The sequence below is a fragment of the Plantactinospora sp. CNZ321 genome (assembly GCF_004217235.1).
Map to the genome: position 1 here is coordinate 6,632,036 of NZ_SHKQ01000001.1, position 17,353 is coordinate 6,649,388.

General features: G+C 72.1%; 12 protein-coding genes. 3 read left to right on the plus strand and 9 right to left on the minus strand.

Features of this window, described 5'->3' with window-relative positions; translation table 11 throughout:
* Positions 1-14 precede the first annotated feature (14 nt).
* The 9 genes from EV371_RS28725 to EV371_RS34760 all read right to left on the minus strand — a co-directional run bounded on the left by EV371_RS28725 (position 15) and on the right by EV371_RS34760 (position 11,007).
* A complete protein-coding gene (locus EV371_RS28725; protein ID WP_130464803.1) occupies positions 15-230 on the minus strand; it encodes a hypothetical protein in 216 nt (71 codons plus the stop codon).
* Complete coding sequence (locus tag EV371_RS28730; RefSeq protein WP_130464804.1) at positions 230-3,697, minus strand: cyclic nucleotide-binding protein; 3,468 nt, start codon at positions 3,695-3,697, stop codon at positions 230-232. The genes EV371_RS28725 and EV371_RS28730 overlap by 1 nt, the downstream gene beginning before the upstream one ends.
* A 126-nt stretch (positions 3,698-3,823) precedes the next feature.
* The gene (locus tag EV371_RS28735) at positions 3,824-4,936 is read right to left on the minus strand and encodes a glycosyltransferase family 4 protein (protein ID WP_486484824.1); all 1,113 of its coding nucleotides are present in this window, start codon (positions 4,934-4,936) and stop codon (positions 3,824-3,826) included.
* 34 nt (positions 4,937-4,970) lie between these two features.
* Positions 4,971-5,651 (minus strand): BON domain-containing protein, encoded by a 681-nt coding sequence (locus tag EV371_RS28740; protein ID WP_130464805.1) that lies wholly within the window; start codon positions 5,649-5,651, stop codon positions 4,971-4,973.
* A 297-nt stretch (positions 5,652-5,948) separates the two neighbouring features.
* Positions 5,949-7,664 carry a trypsin-like peptidase domain-containing protein gene (locus EV371_RS28745; protein WP_130464806.1) on the minus strand — a complete coding sequence of 572 codons (1,716 nt, stop codon included), beginning with the start codon at positions 7,662-7,664 and terminating at the stop codon, positions 5,949-5,951.
* Positions 7,665-7,726: 62 nt separating this feature from the next.
* Positions 7,727-9,337 carry a HAMP domain-containing sensor histidine kinase gene (locus EV371_RS28750; RefSeq protein WP_349339252.1) on the minus strand — a complete coding sequence of 537 codons (1,611 nt, stop codon included), beginning with the start codon at positions 9,335-9,337 and terminating at the stop codon, positions 7,727-7,729.
* Complete coding sequence (locus EV371_RS28755) at positions 9,334-10,038, minus strand: response regulator (protein WP_130464807.1); 705 nt, start codon at positions 10,036-10,038, stop codon at positions 9,334-9,336. The genes EV371_RS28750 and EV371_RS28755 overlap by 4 nt, the downstream gene beginning before the upstream one ends.
* 107 nt (positions 10,039-10,145) lie before the next feature.
* Positions 10,146-10,877: a PadR family transcriptional regulator gene (locus EV371_RS34755; RefSeq protein WP_349339251.1), complete on the minus strand. Its 732-nt coding sequence runs from the start codon at positions 10,875-10,877 to the stop codon at positions 10,146-10,148.
* 7 nt (positions 10,878-10,884) lie between these two features.
* Positions 10,885-11,007 carry a hypothetical protein gene (locus EV371_RS34760; RefSeq protein ID WP_486484825.1) on the minus strand — a complete coding sequence of 41 codons (123 nt, stop codon included), beginning with the start codon at positions 11,005-11,007 and terminating at the stop codon, positions 10,885-10,887.
* 392 nt (positions 11,008-11,399) lie between these two features.
* Between EV371_RS34760 and EV371_RS28765 the strand changes: the two genes are divergently transcribed.
* The 3 genes from EV371_RS28765 (at position 11,400) to EV371_RS28775 (ending at position 17,316) form a co-directional block, all read left to right on the plus strand.
* Positions 11,400-12,338 (plus strand): ATP-binding cassette domain-containing protein, encoded by a 939-nt coding sequence (locus EV371_RS28765; RefSeq protein ID WP_130464808.1) that lies wholly within the window; start codon positions 11,400-11,402, stop codon positions 12,336-12,338.
* The gene (locus tag EV371_RS28770; RefSeq protein ID WP_130464809.1) at positions 12,335-13,165 is read left to right on the plus strand and encodes an ABC transporter permease subunit; all 831 of its coding nucleotides are present in this window, start codon (positions 12,335-12,337) and stop codon (positions 13,163-13,165) included. Before EV371_RS28765 ends, EV371_RS28770 begins: the two co-directional genes overlap by 4 nt.
* Positions 13,166-13,455: 290 nt before the next feature.
* Entirely contained in the window at positions 13,456-17,316 is a 3,861-nt protein-coding gene (locus EV371_RS28775) for a multifunctional oxoglutarate decarboxylase/oxoglutarate dehydrogenase thiamine pyrophosphate-binding subunit/dihydrolipoyllysine-residue succinyltransferase subunit (protein WP_130464810.1), read from the plus strand.
* Positions 17,317-17,353: the final 37 nt, after the last annotated feature.

A 17,353-nucleotide genomic window follows, 5' to 3' on the forward strand; every position in this document is an offset into this window, starting at 1 on the left:
CGCGGCCCGCACCGTCAGTCCAGTTCGGGCATGGGTACCGGTTGGGGGCGTGGCCGGCAGGTGCCGCACTGCAGGGCGTCCTCGACCACCAGCCCCTCGGCCCGGCCGCGCGCCTCCGAGCGGTGCACCTGCAACAGGTACGGGCCGAACCGGGCATGGTCCTCGCAGACGCCGCGGCCACAGAACCGGCACCCGCCGCGCGCCGCCTTCGGACAGAACCAACAGAGCACTACGAACTACTTCCTGCTCGTCGCTCATCTCTGAGCGGTTCGGATGTTTCGCTCCCCGGCCGGGATGTTACGGTGCCGCCGCACGCTTCCAGCGTGATCGTCAAACCGGTCCCCGACTGGTTCCCGGCGCCATCCACGGCCAGGATGTCGACGCGCACCGGCCCGCCGCCGTTGTTCGCCCGGGTGTAGGGGACGACCACCTCGCCCTGGAACGACGCCCCCGACCGTCCGAGCTGCACCGCACCACCCTCGCTTCCTCCGAACGACCAGCTCGCGGAGACCCTGACGTCGGAGGCCGGCGTGACGTTGTCGTCCACCGAGCCGCCGATCGTGGCGATGCCGTTGCCCGAACACGACGGCCGGGAGATGCTCGTCGGCTTCGCGAAGACGTCGGAGAAGGTCGGCCCCACGGTGTCCCTGGGTGGGGTGGTCGGCGCCGCGGTGGTGGGTGGGGGCGTGGTGCGGGGCGGGGTACGCGGCGGGGTGGTGGTCGGGGTGCTGGCGGTTCCGGTCGGGGTGCTGTCCGCGGCGGTCGGGGTCGGCCCCGGGGCTCCGGGCGACTGGCTCGGCAGCGGCGTCGGGGTGGGAGTGGGGGTGGGGGTGGGCAGGCCGAACTCCGTCGGCTCCGGGTCGCCCGGGGTACCGGTCGGGGACGAGCCCGTACCGTCCGGTGCCGTACCGCCGCCGCAGGTCAGCGTCCGGCGGTTCTCCGGCTGGCGTACCCCGGCGACCCGTACCTGGCCGGTGGAGACCTCGATGCCCCGGGTCCAGGCCGCGTACCGGGCCGCTCCACGGTTGCTGACCCCGCCACCGGTCCGGTCCACCAGCAGTGCCAGGGGGGCGAAGGCGCTGCTCGGGCTCCCGGTGTCGGCGAGCATCCGGCCGGTGTCCAGGGTCAGCCGGCCGTGCGGGGTGACGGTACCCGCCCCGTCGCTCCAGAGTGGACCCACCATCGCCCGGGAGCCGGCGCAGAACACCGCCGTCGAGCCGCCGCGGAAGGTCAGTACCGCGCGGGACCGGGACCGTACCCGGATCTGGTCGCCCTCGGAGACGTAGCGCCGGTCCCCCTCGGCCAGCCGCACGCTCCGGCCGTCCACGACCGCGTCGACCCGGCCGGACTCGGCGGAGAGCAGCGCCCGGTCGCTGGGCATCTCCGCCCAGGCCGGGCCGGGGACCAGGTTGCCCGCCGCGCTGAACAGGGCCAGCAGCAGGAGAAGCAGGACCAGCCACCAGAGTTTCCGCTCGAACCGGCGGTCGACGTCGGGATCCGCGCCGGGTGGGGGCGGTCCGGGCGGCGCGGCCAGCGGCGGATAGCCGCCGTCGGGATGCACGCCGGCCCGGGGCGCGCTGCCCGGCGTGCCGGCCCTCGGCGCCCGGGGTGCCGCGCCCCCGGTGCCGAGGAACAGCGGAAGGCCGGTCACGGCGGGCAGGCCCCAGACCCGGACCGGCGTACGGGCGGTGGCGACCGTCCCCGGCTCACCCTCCCCGGCGGGGCCGATCAGGGTACCCCGGCGGAGCTGGGTGCCGTCCGGCAACTCGATCACCCCGGACTCCACCACCACCGCGTCGTTCGCCCCGGCCAGCACGACCGGGTCACCGGCGGCGACCGCCGACACCCGGGCTCCGGCGACCAGGCCCAGCCGGTCCTCGGCGGTCAGCCCGCGCAGCGCCGGCGCCTCGGCGAACAGCGCCTCGGCCTCGGCCCGGTCGGTGGGCGGCGGACCGGGCAGCGGCCCGACCCCGGCGACCACCGCCGACGCCGGAAGTCCCAACAGGACGGTCCCGGCGGTGTGCCAGTCGAGGGCGGCCGGCGCCCCGGTGAGCGCGCTGGCCAGCCCGATCATCCCGCCCGGGCCGATCCGCTGCCGAACCAGGCCAGCGGGGTCGCCGGGCTGCCGGCCCTCCATGGCACCCTCGACGACCAGGAAGACGCTCGACTGCGCGGCCCCGGCGAAGACCAGCTGTTGCCCGGTACGCGGCCACACCCAACCGGCCCGCTGGGCCAGCTCGGTCAGGACCGCCTCCGGCAGCCGGCCCAGCGGAGAGTTCCGCAACGCGTCCAGTCGGCGGGGCAGGTCCAGCCGCTGCCGCCGCTCCGCCCAGCGGGCCCGTGCCCGCCGGACGCGCCGGGCGAGCCAGCCGGCGGTGAGGTAGACCAGCGGTGCGGCCAGGCCGGCGATGACGGCGACCAGCAACAGCCGGGCCGGCCAGCCGGACCACCACAGCCCGAGTACCAGCCCGGCGACCCGGTCGGTCCAGATCCGCCAGCCGAGGTTCACCGCGATGACCACCCAGAGCACGGCCAGGGTGCCGTACAGGGCGACGATCCGGCCCTCCCGGTCCAGTTGCGCCCAGCTCGGCGGCCGGCGGCGCAGCCGGGCCAGCACGTAGCACAGGCCACGGGCACGCAGGTTGGGTATCTCCAACCAGTCCATCAGCAGGTAGTAGCCGTCCAGTGCCAGGAACGGGTTGAGGTTGAACAGCGCGTTCAGGTACCAGGCGAAGGCAAGCTTGAACGTCCACGGCGCCCACTCCGGCACCAGCAGGCCGGCGAGCTGGGCGAGACCGGCCAGGACCAGCCCGGCCGCCGGCCCGGCCGCCGTGGTGAGCATCCGGGCTCGACGACCGGCCATCCAGACGTCGGTGGTGTCGACGAAGACCGACGGGATGCCGAAGTAGACCAGGAAGCCGGCGGCCGGTACCCGCCGTCCGGCATGCTTGGTGGCGAGCGCGTGCCCCAGCTCGTGGCAGGCCAGCGCGAGGACGTTCAACCCGACCAGCACCGCCGCGCCGGCCGCGTACGAGCCGTCGGTGAGGAACAGCGACTCGTCACCGGCCCACCACGTCCAGCCGAACAGCAGCAGCCCGGCCAGCGCCACCGCGCCGAGCAGCCCGGCGGCGACCCGGGTGAAGAGCAGCCGCCCACCGGCCCGGTAGGCGAGGTCGACCAGCCAGTCGACGTCGGCCACCACCGTGCGTTGACCCTTGGCGGCGGCGAGCAGTCCCCGGCCGAGCCGCAGCGGCCAGGGCCGGCGGTGCACCCGGTCCAGCGGCCGGAACGCGTTCAGCGGCAGCTCGGCCAGCATCCGGTTGCCGGCCAGGTCGGCGACGATCCGGGTGACCTGGTCGGGGGCGAGCCGGCCGGCGATCCGGGCGAACTCGGCGACCAGCCGGGCGACGGTCCGGGACCCGTCCATCAGCTCGGCGAGCCGCCACTCCTCGGGGGAGAGTCGCAGATAGCAGGCGCCCCGGGAATCCGGCGAGCGGAGCATCACGTACGGGACGCCGCGTACCGAGACCAGTTCGGCGCGCTCGATGCCGGGGCGGAGCACCGGACGGGCCCGGGCCGGGTTCAGGCGCTCGACGACGGCGCTCCACAGCCCGGAGTCGGCCGGTCCCACCGGCCTGCCCGGAGCACGGCCGGCCAGAGCCTCCCAGACGCTCACCCGGCTCTCGACGACGGCCACCGACCCCTGCCCTCCGCGTCCCGCTGCGGCCTGCAGAGTAAGGCGTCGACGCCACCCTGACGCGCCCGCGTCCACTACCCGACAGGGAGCGTGGCTGACGTCGTACCCGAAATCAAGCCGGCGGCGTCACCAGGCGACGGTCGGCGCGGACGCCGGCCGGACCGGCGGTGCGAGACCCGGCTCCACGAATGCCCGGTAGACCCGCTCGTACTCCTCGGCCATCCGCTCGGCGGAGAACTCCCGGCGCACGTGCGCCACGCAGGTGCCCGGGTCCAACCCGGAGACCTCGCGCAGCGCCGGGCCCAGCTCGGACGGGTCGTCGCAGATCAGCCCGGTCTCGCCGTGCCGGACCAGCTCCGGCACGGCCCCCCGGTTGAGCGCCACCACCGGGGTTCCGGTGGCCATCGCCTCCACCATCACCATGCCGAACGGCTCCTCCCAGCGGATCGGCATAATCAGGCAGCGGGCGGCGAGCAGCAGGCGCACCGTCGCGTCCCGGTCCGGGTTGCGCAGCACCGACACGTCCGGTCCGAGCATCGGCTCGACGACCTGTTCCAGGTAGCACAGCTCGGACCGCTCGTCGCACTTGCCGGCCAGCACCAGCGGCAGGCCCGCGGCCCGGCACGCCTCGATGGCCAGGTCCGGGCCCTTGTCGGCGCTGAACCGGGCCAGCCAGAGCACCGGGCCCATCCCCGGTACCGACTTGGTCAGCAGGTTGCCGGTCGAGATCCCGTTGTGCACGGTGGCGACCCAGGGCAGTTCCGGAGCCAGCCGGCGCTGGGTGTGCGAGATGGCCACCAGCCCGACGTTCGGGTCGCCGTCGGCGAGCACCTCCCGCAACTCACCGGTCGGCTTGCCGTGCACGGTGGCGATGGTCGGCACCGGCCGGCCGGCGGCGTACGGGCCGACGGTGGTGTGGTCGTGCACGATGTCGAACGACTCCGGCGAGATCATCCGGTTGACCCGGGTCAGATGGGCCAGTTCCGGCAGGATCTGGCCGAGCCGGTGGTGCTGCAACTCCGGGACGGTCCCGACGAAGTGCGCCGCGGTGCCCGTCCCGGTCCCGGCGCCGAAGAGGGTCACCTCGTGCCCCCGGGCCGCCAGCCCGTCGACCAGGGCCGAGCAGACCTGTTCCAGCCCGCCGTAGCCGGGCGGCGGCAGTTCGTACCAGGGCGGGACGATCATCGCGATGCGCAGCCGCTGCTCCGGCCGCGCCCGCTCGGACGGGTTCGTGCTCACGGGGAGTCCTCCCCTCCGGGCCGGGCCGACACGGTCAGGTCGCGAGGCGAAGCCGCGTCTCGACCTCGCCCACTCCTGGCGCGGCCCAGGCCACCCGCTCCGCCTCCTCCCGCTCCAGCCATGACCGCACCTCGCCGGTGAGCACCACAATCCCCTCCTCGACATCGATCTGGATCAGGCCGGCGTCGATGTCGATCCGCCGGGCGAGGGCACTGCGGATGTCCCGCTTGAGGTCCTCCTCCGACAGGTCGCCGGCCGGTGCCACGGCGATCAGGTTCGTCACCCCGCGTACCCCGGTGAGCCGGCGTACGGCCCGCTCGGCGGCGCGCTTCTGGTAGCCCCGCTCGACCTCGCCGCGCAGCGTCAGCCAGCCGTTGGCGGCGGTCACCTGGATCCGGTCGACCGGCACGAAGGCGTCCCACTCCAGCGCCCGGCTCGCCGCCGTGGCGATGTCGGTGTCGGTACGCTCGGCCCCGACCGGCAGGCGTACCTCGATGTCGTTGGCGACCGCCCGGTTGCCCCGGATCCGGTGCGCGATCCGCTCCGCCGCCCACTTCTTCGCGTAGCTGTCCACCTGACCGGTCAGGGTCACGATGCCGCCGGAGACCGACACCCCCACCGCGCTGGCCCGGACCCGGGCATCCCAGGCCAGTTCGGCCAGCACGTCACGCTGGATGTCGGCGTCGCTGCGCGCCATGGTCGCGGTACTACTCATCGCCGCTCCTCCCCCGGTCCTCGTGGTCACCGACGCGCTCCTCGTGGTCACCGACGCACGGTCGGGTCGGCACCAGAAGCCGTGCCTGCCAGACCAACCCCGATACTCGCCCTGGTCCGGGTGAGCCGGGCTCACCCGGACCAGGTGAAGCGGGACGGGGAGCGGGGGCCGGGAAAGGAGGAGCGGCGGGCGACCTGACCAACCCCCTTGGTCACGTCGCCCGCCGCTCTGGGGAGGAGGCTCGACCTCCGTCGTCCGGAAGGCCTGCCCCGAGGCGTACGGTTCGGTCCCTATCCTTTAGGACGTTTCGGCAAGCGTCACGGTTGCCGTCTTTTCGACCCCGTTCCGGGTGTACGTCACCTGCACCTGGTCACCCACCTTGCCGGCCTGTACGGCACCGACCAGGTCGTCGGCGTCGCCGATCTTCTTGTCGCCGAACTGGGTGACCACGTCGCCCTGCTGGAGGCCGGCCTTGGCGGCCGGGCTGCCCGGCACGACGCCGCTGATCAGCGCCCCGCCGTTCTCCGCCGGAGTCACCTGGACCCCGAGCGACGGGTGGCTGACCTTCTCGCCGCGCTGGAGCGCCTCGGCGATCGCCCGGGCCTTGTTGCTCGGGATGGCGAAGCCGACGCCGATGTTGCCGCTGCCCTGTCCGGCGGTGAGGATCGCGGTGTTGATGCCGATCACCTCCGCCCTCGTGTTCACCAGCGCGCCGCCGGAGTTGCCGGGGTTGATCGGGGCGTCGGTCTGCAACAGGCCGGAGATCGAGCTGACTCCGCGACGCTGCTGCTCGAACGGATTCTGCTGGCCACCCCCGTCACCGGCCCGGATGGTCCGGTCGCGGGCGCTGATGATGCCGGCGGTCACCGAGCCCTGCAGGCCGAGCGGGCTGCCCAGCGCCAGGACCTGGTCGCCGATCTGCATCGCGTCGCTGTCGCCGAACTTGGCGGGCGTCAGCCCGGAGACCCCCTCGGCCTTAACCACGGCGAGGTCGGTCTTCGGGTCGGTGCCGATCACCTTCGCGTCGGCGTTCCTGCCGTCGGCGAAGAACACCCGGACGGCGCCGCCGTCGGCGTTGGCCACCACGTGGTTGTTGGTCAGCACGAAGCCGTCGGCGCTCATCACCACGCCCGAGCCCTCGGTGCTGCTGGTGCTGATCGACACCACGCTGTCCTGCACCTGGGCGGCGATCCTGGGCAGGTCGGCCGAGTTGATCACCGGCGCCGCCGAGTAGGTCCGGTTGGTCACCGACGGCGAGTCGTCCAGCGCCGTCGCGATGGCCCCGCCGGCGATCCCGGAGCCGACCATCAGGGCCAACGCGGCCACTCCGGCCGCCACCACCCGGCCGGCCCGGGGCCGGGGGGACCCCGGTGCGGGTGCGCCCGGGTTGGCCCAGGGCGGCACCGGACCGCCGGGGTGCGGCGGCTGGGGCGGAGCCCCGGCACCGGGGTGCCCCGGCGCCCAGGGCGACCGGGGCTGGCCGCCGGCCGGTGCATGCCAGGGGCCGCCGCCGACCGGTCCGGAAGCGGGCCGGTCGGTCGGGGGGAGACTGTACGGCTGACCGGAGGCGGGCGGTGTGCCGTACGGGCCGGTGCCGTAGGGCTGTCCGGGGGCGGCGGCGTACGGGTTGCCGCCGTAGGGCTGTCCGGAGGCCGGGCTGCCACCGTAGGGCTGCCCGGAGGCGGGCGCGGCGTACGGCTGCCCGGGGATTGGCGCACCCGGGTACGGCTGGCCGGAGGCGGGCACCCCGCTCTGCGGCTGCTCGGCGGTCGGCCCCGACGCTTCGTACGCCCGGCCGGCGTACGGGTCGGCGGTGGACTGTACGGCGGTCGCCGGCTCGGACCGGTCGCCGGACGGGGCGCCGTCCGAGGCACCGGTCGCGGCGAAGTTGGCGGTCGAGGCGTCGGAGTCGGACTGCCCGCGGTCGTCGCGCGGCAGCTCGGCAGTGGGTTGCCTGTGCTCGCGGTCGGCGGTAACCGGCCGCCGCTGCGGGTCGGTCTCGAAGTCGCTCATGTCCCTACCTTGCCCCCTCGCTCTGCGACGTACCTGGAGCGCGCCTGGATATTGGCTGAGAATCACTCTACGTCGATTGATTCGGCAATCCCCGGTTCCTCCGGGACCGCGGGTGCACGCGGCAGCCGGACCCGGAAGGTCGCTCCGCCACCCGGGGTTTCAACCACCTCGACGCTGCCGTTATGCCCCGCGACCAGGGCGGCGACGATGGCCAGGCCAAGGCCGGTGCTGACCCCGCCGCCAGCGTGACGGGTCCGCGCGGCGTCCGCCCGGTAGAACCGCTCGAAGACCCGTTCGGCCTGTTCCGCCGAGAGCCCCGGGCCGGTGTCGGCGACCTCGACCACCGCGTCGTCCCCGTCGGCCCGCAGCCGCAGCGTCACCGCCGCCTCCGGCAAGGTGTGCGTGAGCGCGTTGGTCATCAGGTTGCCGAGCACCTGCCGCAGCCGGGCGTCGTCGCCGAGTACCACCAGCGAGCCGGCGCCGGGCTCGATCTCCAGGCTGATGGAGCGGTCCGGCGCGACCACCTTGGCCGCCTGCACCGCGTCGCTGGCCAGCACCGGCAACTCCACCGGCACCAGGGTCAGCGGCCGTTCCCGGTCGAGCCGGGCCAGCAGAAGCAGATCCTCGACCAGCAGGCCCATCCGGGCCGCCTCGTCCTCGATCCGGCGGATCAGCCGGGCGGTCTCCTCGGGCGAGCCGGCGGCACCCTGCCGGTAGAGCTCGGCGAACCCGCGGATGGTGGTGAGCGGGGTACGCAGTTCGTGTGAGGCGTCCGCGATGAACTGTCGCATCCGCTCCTCCGAGCGCAGCGCCCGGGACTCGGACGCCTGGGCGGCGAGGGCGGCGTGCCGGGCGGCGGTAGCCGCGCTGCGGGCGTTCGCCTCGGCCGCCCGGGCGGCCGTCTCCGAGGCGGCCCGCGCGGTGAAGGCCACCTCGATCTGGCTGAGCATCGTGTTCAGCGCCCGGGACAGCCGGCCGAGTTCGGTTTTCGCCTCCGCCTCACCGGGCTCCGGGTCCGGCACCCGTCTGGAGAGGTCGCCGCCGGCGATGGCCGCCGTGGTCCGTTCGATCTCCACGAGTGGTTTCAGACTGGTACGCACTATCGCCGCCCCGGCCGCGGCGAGCGTGATCAACACCGAGCCGCCGACCAGTACGTCGATCCAGATCAGTTCCTTGACCGCCAGGTCGACGTCGGTGAGGTGCTGCCCGACCGCCAGGTAGGTGCCGCTCGGCCACTGCACGACCATCATCCGCCAGCGGAACCGGTGGTCGCTCGACGAGACGGTGAAGAAGTCCCCGCCGGCGTGCCGCTCGTACCAGTTGGCGTCGTCGAGTGCGGCCGGCAGGTTGCTCTCGTTCAGCGTCCGGTCGTAGAGCGGGTTGAAGATCCCGACCTCCCGGTCGGCCCGCACGATCAGGTAGTCGGTCGGCAGCGCGCCGCGGCCGGCCGCCACGACGTCGTAGAGCCGCTGGACCTCCGTCGCGTTCGTGTTGCGGGCGAAGTTCGCCAACTGGTTGTCGATCCGGCCGACCAGGTAACTGCGGAGGAAGAAGGCGGTCATCACGCTGATCACCACCAGCGCGGCGGCGACCAGGACGAGGACGGCGGCGACGAGCTTGACCCGCAGCGGCGTGGCGCGGAGCCGCCCCTTCAGCGGCAGGGCGACATTCACGCCGCCGGCTTGCGGAGCACGTACCCGACGCCGCGCAGGGTGTGGATCAGCCGGGGCTGGGTGGTGTCGATCTTGCGCCGCAGGTAGGAGATGTAGGACTCGACGATGTTGTCATCACCCCGGAAGTCGTAGTTCCAGACGTGGTCCAGGATCTGTGCCTTGGACAGCACCCGATTGGCGTTGAGCATCAGGTAGCGCAGCAGCTTGAACTCGGTCGGCGAGAGCTGCACCCGCTTGCCGGCCCGGTGCACCTCGTGGGTCTCCTCGTCCAGTTCCAGGTCGGCGAAGGTGAGCCGGGACGGCGCGTGTTCGCCGGTGGCGGTACGCCGCAGCACCGCCCGGATCCGGGCGGTCAACTCCTCCAGGCTGAACGGCTTGGTGACGTAGTCGTCGCCGCCCAGGGTCAGCCCACGGATCTTGTCGTCGGTCGCGTCCCGGGCGGTCAGGAAGACCACCGGGGTACGGGTGCCGCCCTCGCGGAGCAGCCGGATGACCTCGAAGCCGTCGAGGTCGGGCAGCATGACGTCGAGCACGACCAGGTCGGGTCGGCGCTCCTTCGCCGCGCTGACCGCCGCGCTCCCACTGGTGGCGGTGGCCACGTCGAAGCCGGCGAATCGCAGGCTGGCGGAGAGCAGCTCGAGAATGTTCGGGTCGTCCTCGACGACGAGAAGCCGTGCCTCGGTCTGCGGTGTCGCTGCCATCTGACCATCATCCGCGTCCCCGCTGCGCCGGGGCTGAACATCCCCTGAAAGTTTTCTGAGAGCGCCCGACGGCTCGGCGGAGCGGCCCCGGGGAAGCCCACGGTCTCTCAGCGCAGCAGCCGGCGCAGCCCGTCCAGCGTCCCCTGCAACACCCGGGCGGCGGTACGCAGCTGGGCCTCGGTGAACCGGCCACTGCGGGCCAGCGCCCGTACCTCGGTCACGAAGAGCAGCAACTGCCGGTCGAACTCGTCCCCCGGATCGTCCCCCCGGGGCGCCGACCGCTCGCCGGGCGGCCGCTCCTCGGCACCGGCTCCCGTCGACCAGCCCTCCGGAGCCTGCTCCCAGGCACGCTGTCCGGCCGCCCAACCGCCACCGGCGGCCCCGGCCTCCGGCGCCGGGTCCGGGAACGCCGGGCCCGGAGCGGACCTCCGGGGACCCTGGCGGCTCTTTCGGACGGCGGCCCGCAGCTCCTCCTTCAGGTCCCGCACGGTGCCGCGCACCTCGGACCGGATCTCACCGGCCAGCTTGGTGAGGTCGGAGACCGCGGCGCGGATCTCCGACTCCAGGCTGGTCACCTCGTCGGCCCGCTGCCGCAGCTCGGCCCGGCCGGCGTCGGTGATCTGGTAGACCTTCCGGCCGCCGACGGCGTCGTGCGTCACCAGTCCCTCGGCCTCCAGCCGGGCCAGGCGGGGATAGATGGTGCCGGCGCTGGGCGCGTAAAGGCCGAGGAAGCGCTCCTCCAGCAGCCGGATCAGCTCGTAGCCGTGCTTGGGCCCGTCGTCGAGAAGCTTGAGCAGGTAGAGCCGGAGCCGGCCGTGGCCGAACACCACCACCGTCATCTCGTCCTCACTCCGCCGACTGCCGGGCATCCACGGTGCTGTGGCTCAGCCGGCGCGGTCCGTTGATGGTCCAGCTCGGCATGGCGACCCCCTGGTGCAGGCCGGTCCGGCCGGCGCGAGGCGCCGGCACGGACGGCAGGACGTGCGTCCCGCCACGATAACGCGATACATCGCGTTTCCTAAACGTTCCCTCCGGGGGCGGCAGCGCCGCCGGGCGGCTCGGCTTCGTCGCGGTACGTGTAGGCCCCGGCGGGGTCGACCGTCGGCCGGTGGCGTGTCGATCCCGTGAACGGGACGTGGTATGGCTCGGCAGACTTCGCGCGCCATCCCCCGGCAGCTCGCCCGAGCTGGTAAATTTCGCCCCTCCTCCCCGGATGCCGCGCGGCTCGTGCTGTGGGAGGACGGGGTCCTGCCCAGGTATGACAACGCGTTACGCAATCATCCCGATTGACCGCGTGACCCACAATGTCAACGCTGGGTGACGGCGTGGCCGGTACGGCCGCGCCTCACGGAGGGAGAGAGATGTCCGACGGGCGGCTGAGCCCAACGACCGGAGCTGGCCAGATTGTGGTCTCCGGTCTTACGAAGGTCTATCGCAATGTCCGGGCGGTCGACAACCTGTCGTTCACCGTCGAGCCCGGCCGGGTGACCGGCTTCCTGGGACCGAACGGTGCCGGCAAGACCACCACGCTGCGGATGCTGCTCAACCTTGTCACGCCGACGGCGGGCGGCGCGACGATCGGCGGCAACCGCTACGCCGACCTGCCGCAGCCGCTCCAGTACGTCGGCGCGGTGCTGGAGGCGTCGAGCGCACACAAGGGCCGCACCGGGGTCAACCACCTGCGGGTGATCTGCGCGGCGGCCGGGCTGCCGAAGCAGCGGGCCGACGAGGCGCTGGCGCTGGTGGGGCTCACCCCGGCGGCCAAGCGGAAGTTCAAGGGCTACTCGCTGGGCATGAAGCAGCGGCTCGGCATCGCCGCCGCGATGCTCGGCGACCCCCGGGTGCTGATCCTGGACGAGCCCGCGAACGGGCTCGACCCGGAGGGCATCCGGTGGATGCGCGGCTTCCTCAAGGCGCTCGCCGCCGAGGGACGTACGGTGCTGGTCTCCAGTCACCTGCTCTCCGAGATGCAACTGCTCGCCGACGACGTGGTGATCATCGCGGCCGGCAAGCTGGTCCGGCAGGGCCGGGTCGACGAGGTCGTCGGCTCGATGGCGCAGACCGGCCGGGTTCGCGTGCGGACTCCGCAGAGCGACGAGCTGACCACGGCGCTGACCGGGAACGGTGTCCAGGTGACCCGGGGCGAGGACGGCGTGCTGCTGGTCGAGGGCACGGACGCCCCGGCGGTGGGCCGGGCCGCGCTGGCGGCAAAGGTCGAGCTGCACGAGCTGACCACGGAACGGCCCGACCTCGAAGGGGTCTTCCTGGAGCTGACGGCCGGAAAGGCGGGGATCCGATGAACCTGGTCCGGTCCGAGCTGCTGAAGATCCGTACGACGAACACCTGGTGGGTCTTCGGCCTCATCACGCTGCCCCTCTGGGGCCTCACCCTGATGATCAACTATTTCCAGTCCCAGGCGGTGCTCGACCCGGACCGCGTCGGCGTACCCGAGGCCGACCAGCAGAACGCGCAGTTCCAGGCGGCCGGTGAGCACGTCAACGTCGCGGCCAACCTCTACACCAACGGCCAGTTCTTCGGCGTGCTGATCGTGATGCTGCTCGGTGTACTGGTGGTGACGAACGAGTTCTTCCACCAGACCGCCACGACCACCTTCCTCACCACGCCGCACCGCACCGCCGTGGTGCTGGCGAAGCTGGTCGCCGCCGGCATCCTCGGGGTGATCTTCTGGGTGATCACCACCGGGCTGAACCTGATCTTCGGCCCACTGATCCTGAGCAGCCTGGACGTGTCGAGCCAGCTCGGCGAGGGCGCGATCTGGCAGGCGATCGGCCTGAACGGGCTGGCATACCTGCTCTGGGCCGTCTTCGGGATCGGGTTCGGGGTGCTGATCCGCAGCCAGATCGGTGCCACCGTCACCGCGCTGCTGGTCTACCTCGCCGGCTACATCGGGGCGATCATCGTACTGGCGATCCTGGCCGAGCGGTTCGGTGACTGGATCAACAACCTTCAGTTGATCGTCCCGTCGCTCGCCTCGCAACTGATGGCGACCGGCACCGACCTGCCGGGCAGCCCGCCCCGCTGGGCGGGAGCGGCGGTCATGGTCGCGTACGCCGTGGTGACCGGCACCATCGGCACCTTGATCATGCGCAAGCGGGACGTCTCCTGACCCTCAGTGACGAGGTGGGCCGGGTGTCGGAGAAACCCGGTCGGGGCCACCAGCCCCGGCCGGGTTTCTCCTCGGGCGGGGCGGATTGGTGGCCCCCGTCACCCGAGTACCTTGGTACCGAACGGCCAACAACTCGCAAAAGCTGTGAAACGCGACACGGGTCTGATGCGACAATGCTGTCGGTTACCGCACGGCGTAGCCTTGGACCCGTCTTTCGACCCAGCCCCCCGGACCGGGCGGGCAGGCGACCGCGTGACACACAACCCGCGTGAAAGAGGCGATTACCGGCCGTGTCGACCCAGCAGACTTCGCAGGAAAATCCACTGGCGGGGTTCGGTCCCAATGAGTGGATCGTCGAGGAGATGTACCAGCGCTACCTCGCCGACCCCGCCAGCGTCGATTCAGCCTGGCACGACTTCTTCGCCGACTACCGACCCACGGCCGGGCCGTCCGGCCCGGACGGTGGTGGCACCAGTGACGCCGGGGTGACCGGCGGCGCCAAGGGGGGCACGACCATCCAGAAGCCGGCCGCGCCCACCCGCACCGGCGCGAAGACCGAGACCGCGCCCGCCACCCCGGCACCGGCCAAGCGCGGTACCCCGACGACGCCGGACGGCAAGGCCGCGAAGCCGGACGGCAAGGCCGCCACCGCGAAGCCGGCCCCGAGCCCATCGAAGTCGGCCACGAGTGCGTCGAAGCCAGCCCTGAGCACCTCGTCGAAGCCGGCCACGAGCCCGCAGAAGGCCGCCGGCAAGCCGGCCGCGCCGAGCACCGACGGCAAGGGCGGCCCGACCCGACCCGCCGGCCCCCAGAGCACCCCGCTGCGCGGCGTCGCCGCCCGGATCGTGCAGAACATGGACGCCTCGCTGGCGGTGCCGACCGCGACCAGCGTCCGCGCGATCCCGGCCAAGCTGCTGGTGGACAACCGGATCGTCATCAACAACCACCTCGCGCGCGGCCGGGGCGGCAAGGTCAGCTTCACCCACCTGATCGGGTACGCCCTGATCAAGGCGCTCGCCAAGCACCCGGAGATGAACAACTCCTTCGCCGAGGTCGACGGCAGGCCGGCGCTGGTCACGCCGGAGCACGTCAACCTGGGCATCGCGATCGACCTGGCCAAGCCGGACGGCTCGCGCACCCTGGTGGTGCCGTCGATCAAGGCCGGCGAGGGGATGGACTTCCGGCAGTTCTGGCAGGCGTACGAGGACATCGTCCGGCGGGCCCGCCGCAACGAGCTGACCATGGAGGACTACGGCGGCACGACGATCTCGCTGACCAACCCGGGCGGGATCGGCACCGTGCACTCCCAGCCGAGGCTGATGGTCGGCCAGGGCACCATCATCGGGGTCGGCGCGATGGAGTACCCGGCGCCGTACCAGGGGATGTCCGAGGAGACCCTCGCCGAGCTGGCGGTCAGCAAGATCATCACGCTGACCAGCACCTACGACCACCGGATCATCCAGGGCGCGCAGTCCGGCGAGTTCCTGAAGACCATCCACGAGCTGATCCTCGGCGAGCACGGCTTCTACGACGAGATCTTCACCTCGCTGCGCATCCCCTACGAGCCGGTGCGCTGGATGCGGGACGTGGCGGTCAACTCCGACGGGCAGATCGACAAGACCGCCCGGGTGATCGAGATCATCCACGCCTACCGGGTCCGTGGACACCTGATGGCGGACACCGATCCGCTGGAGTTCAAGATCCGTAAGCACCCGGACCTCGACGTACTCCAGCACGGCCTGACCCTGTGGGACCTGGACCGCACCTTCCCGGTCGGCGGCTTCGCCGGCAAGCAGAAGATGAAGCTGCGCGAGGTTCTCGGGGTGCTCCGCGACTCGTACTGCCGCCGGGTCGGCGTGGAGTACATGCACATCCAGGACCCGGAGGAGCGGCGCTGGATCCAGGAACGGATAGAGCGCAAGTACACCAAGCCGGCGCCGGACGAGCAGAAGCACGTGCTGAACCGGCTCAACGCGGCCGAGGCGTTCGAGACCTTCCTGCAGACCAAGTACGTCGGCCAGAAGCGCTTCTCCCTGGAGGGCGGCGAGTCGCTGATCCCGCTCCTCGGCGAGGTGCTGGAGTCGGCCGCCGAGAACGACCTCGACGAGGTCGTGATCGGGATGGCCCACCGGGGCCGGCTGAACGTGCTCGCCAACATCGTCGGCAAGCCGTACGAGAAGATCTTCTCGGAGTTCGAGGGGCACCTCGACCCGCGCTCGACGCAGGGCTCCGGCGACGTGAAGTACCACCTGGGCCAGGCCGGTAAGTTCACCACGCCGGACGGCGCGCACTCGATCAAGGTGTCGGTGACCGCCAACCCGTCCCATCTGGAGGCGGTCGACCCGGTGATGGAGGGGATAGTCCGGGCCAAGCAGGACCGGATAGACCTCAAGCTGGAGGGCTACACCGTGCTGCCGGTGGCGGTGCACGGCGACGCGGCCTTCGCCGGTCAGGGCGTGGTCGCCGAGACGCTCAACCTGTCGCAGCTGCGCGGCTACCGCACCGGCGGCACCGTGCACGTGGTGGTGAACAACCAGGTCGGCTTCACCACCGCCCCGGAATACTCGCGCTCCAGCCTCTACAGCACCGACGTGGCCCGGATGATCCAGGCGCCGATCTTCCACGTGAACGGCGACGACCCGGAGGCCGTGGTCCGGGTGGCCCGGCTGGCCTTCGAGTACCGGCAGGCGTTCAACAAGGACGTCGTGATCGACATGGTCTGCTACCGGCGGCGCGGGCACAACGAGGGCGACGACCCGGCGATGTCCAACCCGTTGATGTACAAGATCATCGACTCGAAGCGGTCGGTCCGGAAGCTCTACACCGAGGAGCTGATCGGGCGCGGTGACATCACCGTGGAGGACGCGGAGGAGCTGCTACGCGACTTCCAGGCCCAGCTGGAGCGGGTCTTCAAGGCCACCCGGGACGCCGCCTCGTCGGCCCGGCCGGCCAGCCGACCCCGCCGTCAGCCGGAGCCCGAGCCGCCGGTGGAGACCGCCACCACCGTCCCCGCGCTGCGCGCGGTCGGCACGGCACACACCTCGCTGCCCGACGGTTTCACCCCGCACAAGCGGATCCAGCAACTGCTGGAACGGCGGGCCAAGATGACCGAGTCCGGCAACATCGACTGGGGTCTCGGCGAGATCATCGCGTTCGGCACCCTCGTCCAGGACGGGATCACGGTCCGGCTCGCCGGCCAGGACTCCCGGCGGGGCACCTTCGTGCAGCGGCACGCCGTCATCGTGGACTCCCGGACCGGAGTCGAGCACACCCCGCTGGCCACCCTGGCCGGGGACCGGGCCCGGTTCTTCGTGCACGACTCCCTGCTCAGCGAGTACGCCGCGATGGGCTTCGAGTACGGCTACTCCGTGGAGAACACCGAGGCCCTGGTGCTCTGGGAGGCGCAGTTCGGCGACTTCGCCAACGGCGCGCAGACGGTGGTCGACGAGTTCATCTCGTCCGGCGAGGTGAAGTGGGCCCAGCAGTCGGCGGTGACGCTGCTGCTGCCGCACGGCCACGAGGGCCAGGGCCCGGACCACACCTCCGGTCGGCCGGAGCGGTTCCTCCAGCTCTGCGCCGAGGACAACATGCGGATCGCCATCCCGAGCACCCCGGCGAACTACTTCCACCTGCTGCGCCGGCAGGCGCTCTCACCGAAGCGCAAGCCGCTGGTGGTCTTCACCCCGAAGTCCCTGCTCCGGCACAAGCTCTGCGTCTCCAGCGTGCAGGACTTCACCACCGGCACCTTCCAGCCGGTGCTGACCGACAGCTCGGGCATCACGCCGGAGGCGGTCAAGCGGGTGCTGCTCTGCTCCGGCAAGGTCTACTACGACCTGCTCCAGGCCCGCACCGAGCGGGGCATCACCGACACCGCGATCGTCCGGATGGAGCAGCTCTACCCGCTGCCGGTCGAGGAGGTCCGGGCCGCGCTGGCGCAGTACCCGAACGCCGAGGACTTCGCCTGGGTCCAGGAGGAGCCGGCCAACCAGGGCGCCTGGTCGTTCGTCGCGCTCAACCTGCTGGAGCACCTGGAGGGGGTACGCCTGCGCCGGATCTCCCGGCCGGCGGCGGCCGCCCCGGCGGTCGGCTCGGCGAAGATGCACGATGTCGAGCAGGCCGCGCTGATCGAGGCGGCCCTGCCCCGCCCCTGAAGTAGGTAAGGAAGGGCCCCCGCTACAGCAGAAAACG